The organism is Methanofastidiosum sp., assembly GCA_035362715.1.
Lineage (GTDB): Archaea > Methanobacteriota_B > Thermococci > Methanofastidiosales > Methanofastidiosaceae > Methanofastidiosum.
Window position 1 is genome coordinate 27,804 of the sequence record DAOSDU010000004.1, and the last position, 16,310, is coordinate 44,113.

At 33.0% G+C, this 16,310-nt stretch carries 23 protein-coding genes; 12 read left to right on the top strand and 11 right to left on the bottom strand.

The features are described 5' to 3' along the window. The first annotated feature begins 97 nt into the window (after positions 1–97). Together PLI06_03735 and PLI06_03740 are read left to right on the top strand one after the other, a co-directional pair. Complete coding sequence (locus PLI06_03735; protein ID HOI76706.1) at positions 98–1,303, top strand: serine hydrolase; 1,206 nt, start codon at positions 98–100, stop codon at positions 1,301–1,303. Positions 1,304–1,709: 406 nt separating this feature from the next. Beyond that, positions 1,710–2,171: an Hsp20/alpha crystallin family protein gene (locus PLI06_03740; protein ID HOI76707.1), complete on the top strand. Its 462-nt coding sequence runs from the start codon at positions 1,710–1,712 to the stop codon at positions 2,169–2,171. 23 nt (positions 2,172–2,194) lie between these two features. Here PLI06_03740 and PLI06_03745 read toward each other — a convergent pair whose 3' ends face one another. Continuing rightward, on the bottom strand, positions 2,195–3,538 hold the full coding sequence (locus PLI06_03745) for an orc1/cdc6 family replication initiation protein (GenBank protein HOI76708.1): 1,344 nt from the start codon (positions 3,536–3,538) through the stop codon (positions 2,195–2,197). A gap of 482 nt (positions 3,539–4,020) precedes the next feature. On the opposite strand from PLI06_03745, the gene map reads away from it, so the two are divergent. From map to PLI06_03765, 4 genes are all read left to right on the top strand, one after another. Next, positions 4,021–4,917: a type II methionyl aminopeptidase gene (gene map / locus PLI06_03750; GenBank protein HOI76709.1), complete on the top strand. Its 897-nt coding sequence runs from the start codon at positions 4,021–4,023 to the stop codon at positions 4,915–4,917. A gap of 243 nt (positions 4,918–5,160) precedes the next feature. Continuing rightward, positions 5,161–5,562, top strand: coding sequence for a 4Fe-4S dicluster domain-containing protein (locus tag PLI06_03755; GenBank protein ID HOI76710.1), 402 nt, complete (start codon positions 5,161–5,163; stop codon positions 5,560–5,562). Position 5,563: 1 nt separating this feature from the next. Continuing rightward, the gene (locus PLI06_03760; GenBank protein HOI76711.1) at positions 5,564–7,381 is read left to right on the top strand and encodes an aldehyde ferredoxin oxidoreductase family protein; all 1,818 of its coding nucleotides are present in this window, start codon (positions 5,564–5,566) and stop codon (positions 7,379–7,381) included. A 142-nt stretch (positions 7,382–7,523) separates the two neighbouring features. After that, positions 7,524–8,630, top strand: a complete 1,107-nt coding sequence (locus tag PLI06_03765; GenBank protein HOI76712.1) for a permease — start codon at positions 7,524–7,526, stop codon at positions 8,628–8,630. 8 nt (positions 8,631–8,638) lie between these two features. Here the strand turns inward: PLI06_03765 and PLI06_03770 are convergent, their stop codons facing one another. From PLI06_03770 to PLI06_03780, 3 genes are read right to left on the bottom strand one after another with little or no spacing between them, the layout of a single operon-like run. Next, positions 8,639–8,962, bottom strand: a complete 324-nt coding sequence (locus PLI06_03770; GenBank protein ID HOI76713.1) for a carboxymuconolactone decarboxylase family protein — start codon at positions 8,960–8,962, stop codon at positions 8,639–8,641. 14 nt (positions 8,963–8,976) lie between these two features. Continuing rightward, on the bottom strand, positions 8,977–9,195 hold the full coding sequence (locus PLI06_03775) for a thioredoxin family protein (GenBank protein ID HOI76714.1): 219 nt from the start codon (positions 9,193–9,195) through the stop codon (positions 8,977–8,979). Between the two features lie 19 nt (positions 9,196–9,214). After that, positions 9,215–9,487, bottom strand: coding sequence for a metalloregulator ArsR/SmtB family transcription factor (locus PLI06_03780; protein HOI76715.1), 273 nt, complete (start codon positions 9,485–9,487; stop codon positions 9,215–9,217). A 186-nt stretch (positions 9,488–9,673) separates the two neighbouring features. On the opposite strand from PLI06_03780, the gene PLI06_03785 reads away from it, so the two are divergent. From PLI06_03785 to PLI06_03795, 3 genes are all read left to right on the top strand, one after another. Further along, entirely contained in the window at positions 9,674–10,180 is a 507-nt protein-coding gene (locus PLI06_03785; protein ID HOI76716.1) for a nitrophenyl compound nitroreductase subunit ArsF family protein, read from the top strand. A gap of 24 nt (positions 10,181–10,204) precedes the next feature. After that, positions 10,205–11,173 (top strand): aromatic aminobenezylarsenical efflux permease ArsG family transporter, encoded by a 969-nt coding sequence (locus tag PLI06_03790; GenBank protein HOI76717.1) that lies wholly within the window; start codon positions 10,205–10,207, stop codon positions 11,171–11,173. 124 nt (positions 11,174–11,297) lie between these two features. Then, positions 11,298–11,789, top strand: coding sequence for a hypothetical protein (locus PLI06_03795; GenBank protein HOI76718.1), 492 nt, complete (start codon positions 11,298–11,300; stop codon positions 11,787–11,789). Between the two features lie 92 nt (positions 11,790–11,881). Here PLI06_03795 and PLI06_03800 read toward each other — a convergent pair whose 3' ends face one another. Next, positions 11,882–12,571: a DUF1638 domain-containing protein gene (locus tag PLI06_03800; protein HOI76719.1), complete on the bottom strand. Its 690-nt coding sequence runs from the start codon at positions 12,569–12,571 to the stop codon at positions 11,882–11,884. Continuing rightward, entirely contained in the window at positions 12,502–12,696 is a 195-nt protein-coding gene (locus tag PLI06_03805) for a hypothetical protein (protein ID HOI76720.1), read from the bottom strand. Before PLI06_03805 ends, PLI06_03800 begins: the two co-directional genes overlap by 70 nt. Positions 12,697–12,784: 88 nt before the next feature. On the opposite strand from PLI06_03805, the gene PLI06_03810 reads away from it, so the two are divergent. Both PLI06_03810 and arsM read left to right on the top strand, forming a co-directional pair. Then, a complete protein-coding gene (locus PLI06_03810) occupies positions 12,785–13,078 on the top strand; it encodes a metalloregulator ArsR/SmtB family transcription factor (protein ID HOI76721.1) in 294 nt (97 codons plus the stop codon). Next, positions 13,068–13,814, top strand: coding sequence for an arsenite methyltransferase (gene arsM / locus PLI06_03815; GenBank protein HOI76722.1), 747 nt, complete (start codon positions 13,068–13,070; stop codon positions 13,812–13,814). The genes PLI06_03810 and arsM overlap by 11 nt, the downstream gene beginning before the upstream one ends. 34 nt (positions 13,815–13,848) lie before the next feature. Here the strand turns inward: arsM and PLI06_03820 are convergent, their stop codons facing one another. Genes PLI06_03820 through PLI06_03835 form a run of 4 tightly spaced genes read right to left on the bottom strand, consistent with a single transcriptional unit; the run spans position 13,849 to position 15,507 of the window. Beyond that, positions 13,849–14,382, bottom strand: coding sequence for a permease (locus PLI06_03820; GenBank protein HOI76723.1), 534 nt, complete (start codon positions 14,380–14,382; stop codon positions 13,849–13,851). Continuing rightward, positions 14,379–14,861, bottom strand: coding sequence for a permease (locus PLI06_03825; protein HOI76724.1), 483 nt, complete (start codon positions 14,859–14,861; stop codon positions 14,379–14,381). The genes PLI06_03820 and PLI06_03825 overlap by 4 nt, the downstream gene beginning before the upstream one ends. Beyond that, positions 14,851–15,156, bottom strand: coding sequence for an AraC family ligand binding domain-containing protein (locus PLI06_03830; GenBank protein HOI76725.1), 306 nt, complete (start codon positions 15,154–15,156; stop codon positions 14,851–14,853). The genes PLI06_03825 and PLI06_03830 overlap by 11 nt, the downstream gene beginning before the upstream one ends. Continuing rightward, positions 15,157–15,507 (bottom strand): PadR family transcriptional regulator, encoded by a 351-nt coding sequence (locus tag PLI06_03835; GenBank protein HOI76726.1) that lies wholly within the window; start codon positions 15,505–15,507, stop codon positions 15,157–15,159. Positions 15,508–15,716: 209 nt separating this feature from the next. Between PLI06_03835 and PLI06_03840 the strand changes: the two genes are divergently transcribed. Further along, entirely contained in the window at positions 15,717–15,887 is a 171-nt protein-coding gene (locus tag PLI06_03840) for a hypothetical protein (protein ID HOI76727.1), read from the top strand. Between the two features lie 75 nt (positions 15,888–15,962). Here the strand turns inward: PLI06_03840 and PLI06_03845 are convergent, their stop codons facing one another. Beyond that, the gene (locus tag PLI06_03845; protein HOI76728.1) at positions 15,963–16,166 is read right to left on the bottom strand and encodes a hypothetical protein; all 204 of its coding nucleotides are present in this window, start codon (positions 16,164–16,166) and stop codon (positions 15,963–15,965) included. Positions 16,167–16,310 lie beyond the last annotated feature (144 nt).

The window sequence follows — 16,310 nt, forward strand, 5'->3', positions numbered from 1 at the left end:
TTATTTCAATATTAAAAGGTTATCAATCGGTTTGGGCTTAATACTTTAGTGAGATAGATTTTTAAATATCTTTAACTAAAACCTTTAAAATTTGGAAATGAATAATATGTTCAAAAAGAGACAAAAACTGATTATTTTAGTTTTTCTTGTTCTGGTATTTTTTGTCTTAAGCTACTCTAATACCACAATAGGAAGGGTGTTAAGATATGGGCCTGCCAACGTAAATCATTACAAAGCTTTTCCATATAATGAGTTTTCTAATGAAGGGCCAATATTCAAATTTGGTGAAAATAACTTAGAGAGTGTTGTAAAGAGTCGTTTTGCCGAGGTCAAATACGGAGATAATGAGATAGGGGACTTGGATGAGTTCCTTGAAAAAACAGATACGACATCATTTATTGTAATCTACAAAGATAATATAATATTTGAGAGGTATTATAATGGTTATACCCGAGAATCAACTGTCACGTCATTTTCTGTTGCTAAATCATTTGTATCGGCGCTAATAGGTATTGCAATTGATGAAGGATATATCAAATCTTTATATGACCCCATAACAGATTATCTCCCTGAATTAAAGGAGCGAGATATAAGATTTAGTGAGATAAAAATAATTGATCTTCTACACATGTCATCAGGATTGGAATATAACGAACCGCCCGATGACATCTATACTTATTATGCCCCCAACTTGAGGAAGTTAGCTCTAGAAAAAACTAAAATTGAAGAGAGCCCAGGTGAGAAATTCTTATACAATAATTATAACCCACTTTTTCTAGGAATGATTATCGAGAGATCTACAAATAGTACAGTATCAGAATACATAGAAGAAAAGATATGGAAGCCTGTTGGGATGGAGTTTGACGGCTCATGGAGCATAGACGCAAATGATTTTGAGAAGATGGAAAGCGGAATAAATTGCAAGGCAATAGATTTTGCAAAATTTGGAAGATTATATCTAAGAAAGGGAAATTGGAATGGGAAACAGCTTATCCCCTCAGGGTGGGTAGTGGCATCTACAGCACCTTATTTTCCTGAAGATAAAAACTATTATCCAGATAAAACATTTTTCAAAGATTATTTTGGATATTACTCTCTTATGTGGTGGGGCATACAGAGGGAGGATACAAGTTATGATTTTTATGCTGCCGGAAATCACGGACAATATATCTATGTATCACCTGAAAAAAATTTGATAATTGTTAGAAACGGTATAGGTTATGGAAAGGATATGGACAGCGAAAATATTAATTGGTGGCCTATTGTACTATACCAGTTTGCAAATCAGTTCCCATCTGAATAAAAAAGATTAATTAAGATTATTTTTTGATTTTAGCTTTAATTGATGGCAGAAAATAGGCTAATCCTAGTATTATAAATCCTAAAAAACCAAATGGCGGCGGCATCAGAAATGCCACTGCTAAACCTATCCCAGCTAGTATCATACCGTCTCTAGTACATAGAGGGGGCATCCTGTAGTTGAACACGACGCACCATTATTTGTAGAAGATTTTTCATCCATAAAAAAACACAAAGCATTAATATTTATAATAATTTCCGTGAATTATTTATCACATATTATATAATATATCTATTCTCTCATTAAATTATTAATTAGTACAAATACACTAATAAAAATTGAAAGCGAAAGATTTATATACTTAAAGTTAGGTTAACATATAGTTTAGGAAATACAAGAGGTGAGTTAAATGAGTTGGTTTGATATTATGGAAGATATGAGAAAAATGCAGGAAGAAATTGAGAGGGCTTTTCCTGAATTTTGGAGAAGAACTCCCTTATTGAGCCCAGGCGAATCAAAAGAAGGAGAAGTAGTTAGATATAGAAGACCTTTGACAGACTTAAAAGAAAATGAAAATGAATTTATAATGGAGCTAGAAATGCCAGGTATTACAAAAGACGACATTGACATAAAAGTAACAGAAGACTCAATTGAAATAAAAGCCGAAAAGAATTATGAAAAGAAAGAAGAGGACGAGAAAAAAGGATATTTCTTTCAAGAAAGAAGGTATCAGGGCTTTTACAGATCAATTCCCTTGCCTTCGGGAATTAAGCCTGAAGAAACTGAAGCCAAATTTGACAATGGCGTACTTGAGATTATAATGAAGAAAACAGAAGAAAAAGAAAAGGCATTAAAAGTAAATATCAAATAATTTACTTTTTCTTTTTAATTAATCTATATAAGCCTGTGTTGAATTGGCGGGATATATCCAGATACTTTCTTGATTTTAAAGTCATTTTCAAGTAGGGATTTAATCTGAGTTGGCGGGACACCTAAGGATATTTCTCTTGTCCTCCCATATCTCCCCTTGCTTACAACTTTAGCATTTAATATCCCAAGCATATCAAGCTCAGATATTAAATCAGATACCCTTCTTTGAGTAAGTATGTCAATTTTTAAGATGTTACTTAAATCCTTGTATATGTTGAAAACATCCCCTGTGATAATTTCTCCAGGCATGTATTTTTCAAGAAGGTATACAGAATAGAGTATAAGTTTTGATTGAGTTGGAAGTGTTTTAATTACTTCAGATATTCTATCCTGTTCGATTCTATCCTTTGCAACTCTGACGTGGGGCTCTGTAACTTTTTTAGCATTCTGTCTTTCTGCTATTTCACCAGCAGTTCTTAATAGGTCAAGGGCTCTTCGTGCATCTCCATGTTCTTGAGCAGCAAAAGCAGCGCAAAGAGGGATTACACCAGGATTAATTACCGACTCATTAAAAGAAATTTTTGACCTGTCCTCCAAGATATCCATAAGTTGTGGAGCGTCATATGGTGGAAATATGATTTCTTCTTCACCAAGAGAGCTCTTCACCCTAGGATCCAAAAACTCAATAAATTTCAAATCATTTGAAATGCCGATTATGCTAACCTTAGCATTTTCCAAGTCCCCATTAATTCTCGTTAAATTATAAAGAACATCATCCCCTCCTTTTTTGAGGAGCTGGTCAACTTCATCAAGAATAATAATAACAAGTTTCTTTTCACTATCAAGACTTTGAGAGAAAACATCATAAATTTTATCAGTTGGCCAACCCGTTAAAGGAACTGACTGACCAAAGTATTCAGATAATTTTGATAAAAGCCTATATTGTGTATCAACAACTTCACAATTAATATAAATAAAAGTAATTGGCATGTCCATCTTCATATTTGAACAAAGATCTGGTTTCGGAAGGCCTGTATTACAATCAATTGTTGGAGATGTTTTCAAAAAAGCCTTACCACCAACTTTTTTAACAAGGCCATTTCCAACGTATTTTACTACAACAGTTTTGCCAGTTCCAGTTTTACCATAAACAAATATGTTTGAAGGTGTCTCTCCTTTAAGGGCAGATACCAAAATTGCAGCAAGTTTTTCTATTTCATTTTTTCTATGTGGCAATATGTCTGGGGTATAAGAATGTCGCAAAACTTCTTTATTTTTAAAGATAGAATTTGATAAAAGAAGTTCGTCAAACAAATCATCAAGTGATGATTGTTTATTTGAAACAAAATCTTCTACAGTTGAAGCAATAGTATATTGGAGCTCATCTTTATCAGAAACTTCAGAAAAATTCTTGGCTTTTGTATTTGCATCGTACTTCAAAGGTGTTTCGTCATCATTCAATTGTATCACTCTACTATTCTATGTTATGACCATCCTTTTTATATATTTCTCCCACCCCTTTGTTTCCACTGGAGATTTACTTTAATTAATAAAATCAAATTAAAAGGAAATTAATTTGTACTATTATAACAAAACAAAGGTTAATTAAGCTTTATTCTAAATTGCATGTTTTAGTTGAAATATAAGATCATGTTTATCATATGTGTTTTTGATTGCTCAAATGAATTAAATTAGAGGAAAAATTTATATAGTTAAAAAAAGATAGAATAATGGGATTTTATAAAAATTTTAATTAATATAAAAGAAGAATTATAAAAATTTAGTTTCCACTGGAAGTAAAGGGGTATCTCCGTAAATAATAATTTAAATGGATATTCAATTGTTGTTCTATGCAAGACGATCAAAATTACTTTGAAAGCTATAGAAGAGCTGGAGAAATACTTAAAATTGTTAAAGAGGAATCAAGAAAATTAGTTGTTAGTGGATATAAATTAGTTGATCTTGTTGAATTTATAGAAAATAGAGTAATCGAAATGGGCGGATTTCCAGCGTTTCCATGTAACATTTCTATCAATAGTGTCGCTGCGCATTACACACCTAATCTTAGTGCTGACCTTGTTCTTAAGAGTGGTGATTATGTGAAGGTCGATATAGGATGCCATGTTGAAGGATGTATTGCTGATTCAGCATATACCGTCAAAGTTGATGAAAGCGACGATGAACTCATAAAAGCAACACAAGAAGCACTAAAAAATGCAATCGCTGTGGTAGAGCCTGGAGTAAAGACTAATTATATCGGCAAAATAATAGAAGAAACAATCAAAGATTTTAATTTTAATCCTATAAAAGATCTCTGTGGTCATGGACTTAGACCGTATGTTCTTCATTCTGGGATTACTATTCCAAATTACAACAGTAATCTTGGAACAAAGTTAAAAGAAGGGGATACTATGGCGATAGAACCTTTTGCATCTACAAAGGCAGGTAAGCTAAAATCTTCAGAAGAGGTGTATATTTTCAAATATCTTCAGGACAGACCTGTAAGAGATCCTAGTTCTAAGAAATTATTGAATGTTATAAAACAAAATTATAAAACTTTACCATTTGCAGAAAGATGGTTAGAAAAAAACTATACTGGCCTTAAAATTAACTTCTCTTTAAGAAATCTTATTAGGGCAAATGCAATTTATCCTTACAATGTTTTATTAGACAGCGAAGGAGGTTTGGTGTCTCAGGCTGAAAATAGCTTGATTGTAACTTCAAATGGTTGTGAAGTTTACACCTAAATAGCTATGATATGTATGATTTGTGGAAAACATGTCGTTTACCCATATATATGCAGACTTTGTGGAAGAACAATATGTATATCATGTGTATTAGAAGGGCAAATTTGCAAAGAATGTATAAAAACTGGTAAAAAAATTAAATAAATATATTTTTTCGTTATATTTATTTAAACATATCGATAATTCCGAAAATCTTTTATATGAATAAATATTAACAGAAACAATCCTAGGAGGGTATTTTAAATGAAACATATAGTTTTTGATGAAAAAAAATGTGCTGGATGCAATTTATGTGAACTGTTTTGTTCATCTAAGTGGTACGATGCATTTAACCCAAAAAAATCTAGAATTAGAATTAAGACGGAAGACTATGTTGCGCCAAAATACAATGTATGTTTACAATGTGATGATGCCCCATGTGTTGAAGCTTGCCCAACAGATGCCCTTATAATTGATCAAGATCTAGAAAGAGTTGTTCTCATAGAAGATAAATGTATTGGTTGCAGATTATGTGTTAGAGCCTGCCCATACGATGGTATTTATTGGCATAAAGATTACAAACTCCCAATTAAATGTAATTTATGTGAAGGGGAACCAGAATGTGTTAAGATTTGTCCAAAAAATGCATTGTCGGTAGGTGATTAAAATGGTTTATGGTTATGCTGGTAAAATTTTACATATAGATCTAACTACAGGTAAAATTGAAGTTGAAACTCCAAATGAAGATTTTTATAGAAAATGGCTAGGTGGAAACGGATTCATAATAAAATATCTTTATGACGAAGTAAAAAAGGGTATAGATCCACTTTCGCCTGAAGCAGTTTCTGTATTTGCATCAGGTCCTTTGAGCGGTACTTTAGCGCATGGAGCAGGAAGAACACACTTTGGAGCAAAATCTCCCCAAACTGGGCTTCTTGCAGACAGTAGTGCTGGTGGAGGATTCGCTGCAATGTTGAAATATGCAGGATATGATGCCGTTGTAATTAAAGGTAAAGCTGCTTCTCCAGTAATGATTGTTATAAACAACGATAAAGTTGAAATAAGAGAGGCAGAAAGATTCTGGGGCCTTAAAACAATAGAAACACAACACAGAATTAAAAAAGAACTTACACATGAATATAAAGTTGCATGTATTGGGCCAGCAGGGGAAAAATTAGTACCTATGACTTCAATTATCACCGATACAAGAGTTGCTGGAAGAAGTGGTAATGGGGCAGTTTGGGGATCAAAGAACCTTAAAGCTATTGCTATATACGGTGACAAAGACGTTAAAGTAGCTGACATGGGAAAAGTAAAGGCCTTATACGGAGAATTCGCTCAGAAAGCCAAAGAAACTTTAGGGGGTCTTTCTAAGTATGGAACTACAGGGCTTCCTGCAAGCATTAATGCATTTGGGGGAATGGGAACAAGAAACATGCAGGAAGAAACATTTGAACATGTTGATAAGATTGGTGGAGAAATACTCAATACCGAACATTTAATTAGACATAGGTCATGCTTCAGCTGCTGTATTCACTGCGCAAAAGATTTCAAAGTTAACAAGTGGGACAACGTTTCAGAAGGACCTGAATATGAAACTCAATATTCTTTTGGTAGTATGCCGGCTATAGGTGACGTTGACTACGTGATTGAGGCAGATAGACTTTCTGATGAATATGGGCTAGACACAATATCTGCAGGTGTAACAGCTTCAATGATTATGGAATTAATGGAAAGAGGACTCTTAACAGAAAAAGATACAGGTGGCCGTACATTTAAATTTGGAAACGGTGAAGACCTTCTTGAGCTTGTTAGAATAATAGCCGAGAGACGAGGGGAATTTGGAGACTTGATTTGTAAGGGAACAAGAGCAATTGCAGAAAAATTAGGTGGGGATGCATACAAATATGCGTTCCATGTCAAAGGTCTTGAACCTGCAGGTCACTCTCCAAGAGCACAAAAGACTATGTCTGTTGGTTACGCAACATCTCCAAGGGGAGGAAGCCATCACGATGCAAGACCAATTGAATATGGACTACCCCCAGAGAAGAGAAAAACAACAGAAGGAAGGGCTTTGAATGCTTTTAATACTCAAAACTGGACATGCTTAGGAGACTCACTTGTTGTTTGTCACTTTGCTGAAAAAATTTATGGAACATCAGTAGCTCAAGCTCATTCCGATTGGATAAACGCAGTAACAGGATGGAACACAACTTTAGACGAAATCAAGTTAATTGCAGAAAGAATTTACACAATGGAGAGATTATTCACAATCAGAGAATCGGGTAAAGCAAGAACAGGCGACACAATTCCATGGAGAGCTTTGAACGAGCCAATTCCATCTGGTGCTTCAAAAGGAATGTACACACCACAGAAAGAGCTTGACACAATGCTCGATGAATATTATGACCTCAGAGGTTGGGATAGAAAAGGAGTTCCAACAAAGGCAACATTAAAGAGGCTAGGACTCGAAGAGTACTCTTAAAAATATATTTTTCTATTTTAATTAATTTTTAATTTAGCTATTTTTAAGGCCAATTATTTGTTCTTATATTAATGTAGAAAACTTTATATATCAATTAATAATTATATGTTTAGAATTATAAATTGATAGCAAAGGGCTCGTTATGAAAGAAAAGAATATTCTTTTGATATTAATTATCCTCTTTTTGGGATTTTATTTCATGCCTATCACAAATAATCTTTTCCAGGAATCATTATTTAGTGCCGTCTATCTCTTGCACGATTATGCAAGAAAGCATGTTTTGACGTGTTTAGTTCCTGCCATGTTCATTGCCGGCGCCATTAGTATATTTGTAAAAAAAGACGTTGTTTTAAAGTATCTTGGATGTGACAGTAATAAATTAATATCCTATGGTATTGCCTCAGTATCTGGATCTATACTTGCTGTTTGCTCTTGCACAATACTTCCATTATTTGCATCTATAAGAAAAAGGGGGGCAGGTCTTGGCCCCGCTGTTACTTTTCTATTTTCTGGTCCAGCTATTAATATTGCAGCTATATTCTTAACATTTAGTGTTTTAGGTTTCTCTATAGGTCTTGCAAGAGTTATCTCTGCGGTTAGTCTTTCGATTATAGTTGGGATTTCAATGGCTTTAATTTTTAGAGAAAGATCTGAAGGTGGTAAACTATATTTAGAAGAAAGTGCTGATGTATCTGTTTCTTCAAAAATTCTAATTGGATTCTTTTTTTCACTGGTAATGATGCTTGTCGTAAATGGTTTATCAATAGGGCCATCTTTGAAATACATCACTATGGGAATTCTAACATTAGTTGTAGCTTTAATAGCAATTTTCAAATTTTCTAAAGAAACTTCTACATCATGGCTTAAAGAAACTTGGCATTTTTCAAAGATGTTGATTCCTCTCTTGTTTATTGGTGTCTTTATAGCTGGATTCATAATGCCTTTAATCCCCCAATATTTAATTGAACAGATAGTTGGAAAAAATAATGTCTTGGGAAATTTGATAGCTTCTATATTTGGGGCATTTATGTACTTCTCCACATTAACTGAAATTCCTATACTACAAGCACTTATCGCAAAAGGAATGGCAAAAGGTCCAGCTTTGGCCTTATTATTAGCAGGGCCCAGTCTGAGTTTACCTAATATGCTCGTGATTAGAAAAGTGTTAGGTTCAAAAAGAACTATAGTTTATGTAATGCTAGTTATATTGTATTCTACTATAGCAGGACTAATATTTGGAAATATATAATAAAATAATTATTTTTTACATTCACAGTTTATATTGCCTTTTAGTATCTCTTTCCAATCCCCTATTACGTCGTGTGTCCAGCAGTCATCGGCCCCAGCAGCTTCTCTCATTACCAAAGCAAAAATGTAACTTAATTCCTTTACTGTAGCTCCGGCTTCAAGGGCCCCTTTGAAATGTTTTAATACACACGGCTTTGATCTGGCTTTAATAGAAAGTGCAAAACATATGAACTGATAGGTCTTATCATCTATTGTTCTTTTATCTTTGTATAGCTCATCCATCTCATCTAATTTTTTTGTAAATTCGGGGAAGAATTCTTCTAACATTCTCATATATAACCCTCCACTTATTTTATGCCAAGAATTTTATTAAGCTCCTCTTCTGAGGGATTTCCAACTTTTACAACTTTGCCATCTATTAGTATCGCCGGGCTTCCCATTATTCCTTCATTAATAAGATCATTTATATCAGAACTATATTCAACAGTTGCATTAATTTTTCCCTCACTTGCTAATCTTTTTATTTTTTCATATAGATTTTTGCATGTTGCGCATCCGCTTCCCAAAACTTTTACTTTAATAGAATCAATCCTCCTTATTCACAATTTCTAAAATTTTCTTAACTCTTGAATCCTTAATTGTGTAGAGTATTCTTTTGCCGTCTCTTCTTGATTGTATAATCCCCCAATCCTGTAATTTTGCGAGATGCATTGATGTGTTAGGTTGAGACCTTTTTATTAATCCCGGAATTTCGCAAGCACACCGTTCCCCCAAAACAAGCACGCTAAGAATTTTATACCTTGTACTCTCCCCCATTGCTTTAAGGAGTGAAATATTTCGTTTTTCATCAATTACCATGTGTGATTATTTATATATTGATATATAAACTTTTTTAAAGATTGATTGTGAGATATTTTTTAATTTTTATTCTATAAGATTAGTAAAAAAAATTTGAATATTTCATACTACCAAAATGTTTATAAATATACTATAAATAACTACTTATATGTTTATATGTGGTACTATAATATGGGGGCATATATAATGAAAAAATTCTTGTTTATTATCCTATTAATCGCTTCTTTAGTCCTTTTTTCTGCTTGTGTCAGTAATAGTGCAGTTCAAGAGCAATCACAGCAGACGACCACGCAGACAAATACAAATCAAGGAAATACAAATGTATCTCCCGAAAAAGTAAATGTTTTGAAGGTTGAGATTCTCCACTTCCACCCAAAAGTCCAATGTTATAGCTGTAAGACTTTGGGGGAATATGCAGAAGAAACTATTAACAAATACTATTCTAAGGAATTAAGCAATGGAAGAATTACCTTTAAACACGTTAACTATGAGCTCCCTGAAAATCAAGAACTTGTCTTACTATACAGGCCCCCAGGATCCGCATTGTGCATTGGGGTATATGATGACCAAGGCCACCTTTATATTGAAGAAAATTTTGGTGTTTGGTACCGAATTGAGAACAAGGACAACTTCATGAACTATGTAAAACAACTTGTTGATATGAGACTTAGTGGGGACCTTACCAAAATATAATTCTCTCTTTTTATTGGTGATAAAATGATTCAGTCTAATCATGACAGAGCATTGGATGATAAAATACAACAACTGACAAAGTTATATATGTCCCACGCAATATCAAAAGACGAATTCGAAGCTAGAAAAAAAGAAATCATGGATTTGTATTCAATTACTCTTAAGGAATCTATTAAAGATATTCCACCCAAAAGAAAATATTCAAATAAACTCTACTTCATTATTCCATTATTTTTTGTTCTCATTAGTGCTGTTTACTTATTATACAATAAAGGTAGTACTATATCTTTAATGCCTTTATTTGAATCATTAGGCAGAAGTAATATTCCATTAATAGCTGCTTTTTTCATAGGACTAATGACTACAATAAGTCCATGCCCACTTGCAACTAATATTACTGCTATAGCATACGCATCTAAAAAAATTGGAAACAGCAAACATACATTGCTTGTTGGAATTTTATATACCATTGGCAGGATGATTGTATATATTGGCATAGCAGCAGTCATTGTATGGGTAGGCATTAGTACATTTTCAATATCTATCGGACTTCAAAAATACGGAAAAGTATTATTAGGACCACTTATGCTATTATTTGGTATATTAATGCTTAATATATTCAATATAAGTTTTGGAAAAAGTAGTGAAAGAATAGCTAAACTTAAGGAATATTTATCTGAAAAAGGATTATTTGGCAGCCTATTGTTAGGCATGTTATTTGCTCTGGCATTCTGCCCAATAAGTGGTGTATTTTACTTTGGCATGCTTATTCCTTTAGCACTTCAGAATAGTGATCCAATTATTATACCTTCAATCTTTGCAATTGCAACAGGATTGCCAGTGATCATATTCTCACTATTATTAGTTTTTAGTGTTTCAAAAATGGGCGAGGTCATGAAGAAAGTCCAGACATTTGAAAAGTGGATGAGAAAGGCAGTTGCAGTGATATTTATAATAGTTGGAATTTACTATATATTCCTTATATGGAGATAATTCTAAAGATTTATCAACTTTTAGAAATAATAAGTTTATTAGATAGTAATTTGTTTAATCTATAATAAAAAGACTTTTATAATTAATATTAATAGTTTAATAACCTATGTTTGGAGGTAAAAATATGAGAAAACTATTTGGGATATTTGCAGCAATTATATTTGCCGTTTCAATATTGATAACGCCTATTTCTGCTGCCCAAAATACACCACCAACCCTTGAAGGCGGAGTTTTGTTATATACTTTTGAAGGAAATACCTTTTCATACAAATTTCAAGTGATTTACAAAGATACTGACGGAGACTTGCCTGCCTATATGTTTGTCTACATTAATGGTTCTAGAAGGGTAATGGAAAAGCAAGACATCACAGATAATAATTCAAAAGATGGGATTTTATACACACTCCCATTGTCAGAGGAAGATTTATTTAAATTAGCTCCGAAGGCAAGAGGCTGGGAGATAGAATACTGGTTTAGGACAAATGATGGGCATGGGCCTGTTAGTACATTAAAATCAAACTTGTTTGCATTAGACTACGATACAATGGGCCTCGTACCAGTACACTCTGCAGGCGGAAGCAGTTCTGGTGGTTGCAGTAAATGCAGTGGTGGGTAACACTCTAACTAAATATTTATATTTTTTATTAATAGTAAAATCAATTTTTTAAACAGGATATAGGTATACTAACTTATAGAATCAATCATAAATTATTTTTCTATTTCTTTCATAGCTTTTTCGAATGATTCTCTTAAAGTATCAATAGTTCCTTCCCTTATGACAATTTCACTATTAAAATGCGATGCAAACTCTTTGCATCTGGCCCTAAAATTAAATTTATCAATAAAATCAAGTTCTATTCCTATTACCCTCTTATAGTCGGAGCTTCCAAGGGCCATTTTAAACTTTTCTTTAACATCCATTTCAGATAACTCGGCCATTCTTTTTGTATCTATATTTTTTGTCTTTTCTTCTAAAAGCCTTGGCCAAAGTTTTGTCCACCCGGGAGTCATAAAAAAAATATTTGTAGTTTGTTCTAATTCTTTTAGATATTTTTCACTTGACCCTAAAAGGGCGCATATACAGTCATCCATTATCTCCCCTTTTTCATTAGTTAGAATATCAAAAGGAACTTTTATTTTGTTATTAATTAATAATTCTCGTATAGAACCTAAAGCATTACCGCATAATCCATATAGTAATAAAATATAATCAACATGCTTTTCAATTTCTTTTGACGCTGCAACTACTTCTCTTTTGATATCTTCTGCATAAAGATGGAGGGCAAAAGGCAGGATATTCACAACAACTTCTAGAGGCTCTTGTCTTTTTAGAAATCTTGTTGAACACAGTTCTCTTGCAATAGAGATTTTTTCATAGTTATATTTAGACTCAAGCATTTTTGAAACTCTTTTGAAGAATCATTAGAAACAAGTATAATTCTATTGATGTAATTGTATTCAGATAAGAGCTTTAACAACTCTTCTTCAAAGATCTCGCAAGCAACAATACCAATTCTCTTCATACTCTCAGTTTTGATATATTTGAGTGTATTTAAAAAAATTGTTATTATAATAGAAATATTTATATATGCACATATATACATGAATATTATGGATGCTCAGGTAGATGTATTCAAAGCTCTAGGCGATGAAACTCGTCTTAAAATTGTTAAATGCCTATTAACCCAAGAGTATTGTGCATGCGAATTCACGTTTGATATCCAAAAAGACCAGACTACAATCTCGAGGCATCTTAAGATTTTAGTCGATGCTGGCATATTAAAATCAGAAAAGAAAGGCAGGAATATTATCTACAGTATCAAAGATAAGGCCACAATCGACATGTTAAAAAATTTTGGCATTGAAGGAATGGCTTGTTGTGAGGGGATTAAATATGAGAGATGAAGATATTAAGAGAATTGTAAAAGAAAATTATTCTAAAATAGCATCTTCCAACTGTGGCTGCAGTTGCGGATGCGGCGGCGGTAATAATAATGAACTAATTGCTAAATCATTGGGCTATTCAGATACACAGATCGGAAATGTATCTGAGGTCAATCTTGGATTAGGTTGCGGAAATCCTACTACTCTTGGCGAGATAAAAGAAGGAGAAACTGTACTAGATCTTGGCTCAGGGGCAGGACTTGACTGTTTTCTTGCCGCAGATAAAGTTGGAGAAAAAGGAAATGTCATAGGTGTTGACTTCACTGAGACAATGGTTCAAAAAGCAACGCAAAATGCAAAGAAATATGGATATAAGAATGTTGAATTTAGACACGGTGACATAGAAAATCTTCCAATTGATGATGATTCAGTAGATGTGATATTAAGCAATTGTGTGATTAATCTTGTGCCTGATAAAGCCAAAGCCTTCAATGAAGCTCACAGAGTTCTAAAGAAAGGAGGAAGAATGTACATATCTGACATAGTCTTGCTTCAAAATCTAAGTGATGATTTAAGAAAAAATGAGATGCTTCTCGTTAGCTGTATCGCCGGCTCAATATTAAAAGAAGACTATATTAAAATAATCAAGGACACAGGATTTGAAATCTCAACTACATCAAGTGATGAAGAAATAAGCATAAGGCAATATTACGGTTTGCCTATTGAAAGCTTGAGCATTGTAGCAAAGAAAAAATAAAAATATTTTTCTTATTTTATATTTCTGGCAATATCTATTTTTTTACATCAATTACTCGTTCTATTATGTATCCCATTAGAATAATTAAGAGAATGCTGAAACTCCATCGTATTGCCATAAACTTTAGTCCCATAAATTTTAATTCAACTAACCCTTGGGGTATTTTTAGGCATGCGCATGCTCCCAAAAAAACTACAATGCTTAACATACTGGCTCCTTTTTTTAAAAGAGATGATGCAATAGGAAAGGACATGTAAAGTGGCCCCGTAGGAAGAGATCCAATAATGATTGAGATCAACGCCCCTTTAATGCCGGATTCTTTACCCAAATATTTACTGGTCTGTTCTTTAGACACCCAAACACTGAATAATCCTATAGAAAGCATTACCGCCGGGATAATCAATAGCATTTCTATAAAATATTTTGAAGATTCATTGACAATTATCTCTTTTCTTTCAGGAAATAATGTTACTACTCCAATAAACAGTGCTGCAAATATTAGAACTCCGGCATAGCTCTTGATAATTTTTGATATATCGTTTTCTTTCATCATTTTATTGTCCTTCATATTAATACACCCATTATAACTGCTATCAATATAGCAGCAATGAAACTTGATATATTTCTCATAGCTGTAAACTTAATCCCAAATTCTTTTATTTCGAGAGGCATGGATGTGAAACCTATCATTGTAAGACTTGTGATAAATGCCGCTCCGATCATCACACTCGCTCCCTTTTCAATTAGGGAAGCCACTAATGGAAATGAAACAAAAGCAGGAATGTACAAGATGGCCCCAATAAGAGATGCCAGAAGAATGCCAGAAATGCCTGATTTTTCTCCTAGATATTCTGCTATTAATCTATTTGGGATAAATCCCTGCATGATGCCTATAATTACAATTGTTATTATGATATACGGTGCAGTATTAACTAATGACTTAAATGCAATTTTTACTACCTTTGATGTCTTTTCTTTTGATTTAAAAAATGAAATGCCCAGAGCCACCAGTACTAAGAGATTCAAGATAAGAAAATCAATGGCCATCCTGAACCCCCATGATTACCATATCGTCAAGACACTTTATACCACGAATTTCATCTTGGCCTACAAAAATACCTTGATTAGATTTGAGTTCAAATTTACCTTCTTTATTTGAGAAAATTCCTCTACCTTTCATCACATAAAAAAATACAGCATACGGTTCCGGATGAGGTGGTATCTCTTGACCAACTTTGAAGTATACAGTTACAATATTGAATTTTCCTGATTTGATAAGATCTTTTTTATTAGGCTCTTTGTCAGAAAAATAATTATTTTCTATTAAATTATTAAAATACATCTATCTTCCTCCAAACTTATTATTGTAAAACTCGATCATACTATCGATTATTGATTTACTCTCAATTAGGTTTTCAAACCACTTCTTAAGAAATTCTTCACCTTCTTTTGTTGGCTCATAAATTCTTTTATCTGGTGCATCTTGATTCTTTTCCCAAGTTGAAGACAATAGCCCGCTATTTTCCATTCTTCTCAAAGTAGTATACATTGTTCCAGTTTTGACTATGTGTCGTCCACGACTCATTTTTTCTATTTTTTTAATGATTTCATAGCCATACGAAGGAGTTTCACAGACTACCCTCAATATAAGAAACTGTAGCCACCCTCTCTCTAGACCCTTTTCAACGCTCACAATATACTATATAACATTGTTATATATAAGGATTTCTACATTTTGAATATTAAATAGAATTACTTTGTATTAATGCAAAAACTCTAAATAACTAATCCACCTCTTCCAATTTTTATTATTTTAAATGCTTACTAAGTTATTAATATTTTTGGAGATTATTATTTTCTTGAGTCAAATATAGATATAAGATTCATACAAGACTTATTATCATGATAACTAATGCACCAAAATGTCCGGAATGCGGATTAGAAAAGATAGTTGTAATTGTCTATGGAATTCCCGGACACGGCCTTTTAGAAAACTCCCAAAAAGGCGAATTTATTTTAGGGGATGTGAGGTGTGTCCCAATGCTCCAAGATATAACTGCAAGAGATGTATGAAAGAGTAGGGCATTTTAAGGGTTAATACAAAATATTTTTGTGTTAGAGATTGTTAAAATAAGATAATAAAATAGATTATTTCAATTCTTCAAATGTTTTCCAACCTAATTCAGGTAAGTCGCATTGTGCCATTGCTCTCGTTGCCGCACCACTACCATACATCTTGTCTATAGTCTTCAAAGCTATGCCAATTTCACCTTTCATGTCATTAGGTTTAGTTTTTGATTTATTCTCTCGGATTACTTGCAACCAATCTGAATAATTTTTTTCTACTGCCATTTATATCCACGTATCTATTATTTATCATATATTTATAAATATTTCGTTGATTGCATTAAAAAAAATTATAAATATCGGCAATTATAGGAATGCATAAAATTGTTCTAGTCCCCTAACACAATATATAAATGTTAAAATAAATAA

Coding starts and splice junctions, on each gene's coding strand:
- PLI06_03735 (HOI76706.1), top strand. CDS start 98: ATGAATAATATGTTCAAAAAGAGACAAAAACTGATTATTTTAGTTTTT.
- PLI06_03740 (HOI76707.1), top strand. CDS start 1,710: ATGAGTTGGTTTGATATTATGGAAGATATGAGAAAAATGCAGGAAGAA.
- map (HOI76709.1), top strand. CDS start 4,021: ATGCAAGACGATCAAAATTACTTTGAAAGCTATAGAAGAGCTGGAGAA.
- PLI06_03755 (HOI76710.1), top strand. CDS start 5,161: ATGAAACATATAGTTTTTGATGAAAAAAAATGTGCTGGATGCAATTTA.
- PLI06_03760 (HOI76711.1), top strand. CDS start 5,564: ATGGTTTATGGTTATGCTGGTAAAATTTTACATATAGATCTAACTACA.
- PLI06_03765 (HOI76712.1), top strand. CDS start 7,524: ATGAAAGAAAAGAATATTCTTTTGATATTAATTATCCTCTTTTTGGGA.
- PLI06_03770 (HOI76713.1), bottom strand. CDS start 8,962: ATGAGAATGTTAGAAGAATTCTTCCCCGAATTTACAAAAAAATTAGAT.
- PLI06_03780 (HOI76715.1), bottom strand. CDS start 9,487: ATGGTAATTGATGAAAAACGAAATATTTCACTCCTTAAAGCAATGGGG.
- PLI06_03785 (HOI76716.1), top strand. CDS start 9,674: ATGAAAAAATTCTTGTTTATTATCCTATTAATCGCTTCTTTAGTCCTT.
- PLI06_03790 (HOI76717.1), top strand. CDS start 10,205: ATGATTCAGTCTAATCATGACAGAGCATTGGATGATAAAATACAACAA.
- PLI06_03795 (HOI76718.1), top strand. CDS start 11,298: ATGAGAAAACTATTTGGGATATTTGCAGCAATTATATTTGCCGTTTCA.
- PLI06_03800 (HOI76719.1), bottom strand. CDS start 12,571: ATGCTTGAGTCTAAATATAACTATGAAAAAATCTCTATTGCAAGAGAA.
- PLI06_03805 (HOI76720.1), bottom strand. CDS start 12,696: ATGAAGAGAATTGGTATTGTTGCTTGCGAGATCTTTGAAGAAGAGTTG.
- PLI06_03810 (HOI76721.1), top strand. CDS start 12,785: ATGGATGCTCAGGTAGATGTATTCAAAGCTCTAGGCGATGAAACTCGT.
- arsM (HOI76722.1), top strand. CDS start 13,068: ATGAGAGATGAAGATATTAAGAGAATTGTAAAAGAAAATTATTCTAAA.
- PLI06_03820 (HOI76723.1), bottom strand. CDS start 14,382: ATGAAGGACAATAAAATGATGAAAGAAAACGATATATCAAAAATTATC.
- PLI06_03825 (HOI76724.1), bottom strand. CDS start 14,861: ATGGCCATTGATTTTCTTATCTTGAATCTCTTAGTACTGGTGGCTCTG.
- PLI06_03830 (HOI76725.1), bottom strand. CDS start 15,156: ATGTATTTTAATAATTTAATAGAAAATAATTATTTTTCTGACAAAGAG.
- PLI06_03840 (HOI76727.1), top strand. CDS start 15,717: ATGATAACTAATGCACCAAAATGTCCGGAATGCGGATTAGAAAAGATA.
- PLI06_03845 (HOI76728.1), bottom strand. CDS start 16,166: ATGGCAGTAGAAAAAAATTATTCAGATTGGTTGCAAGTAATCCGAGAG.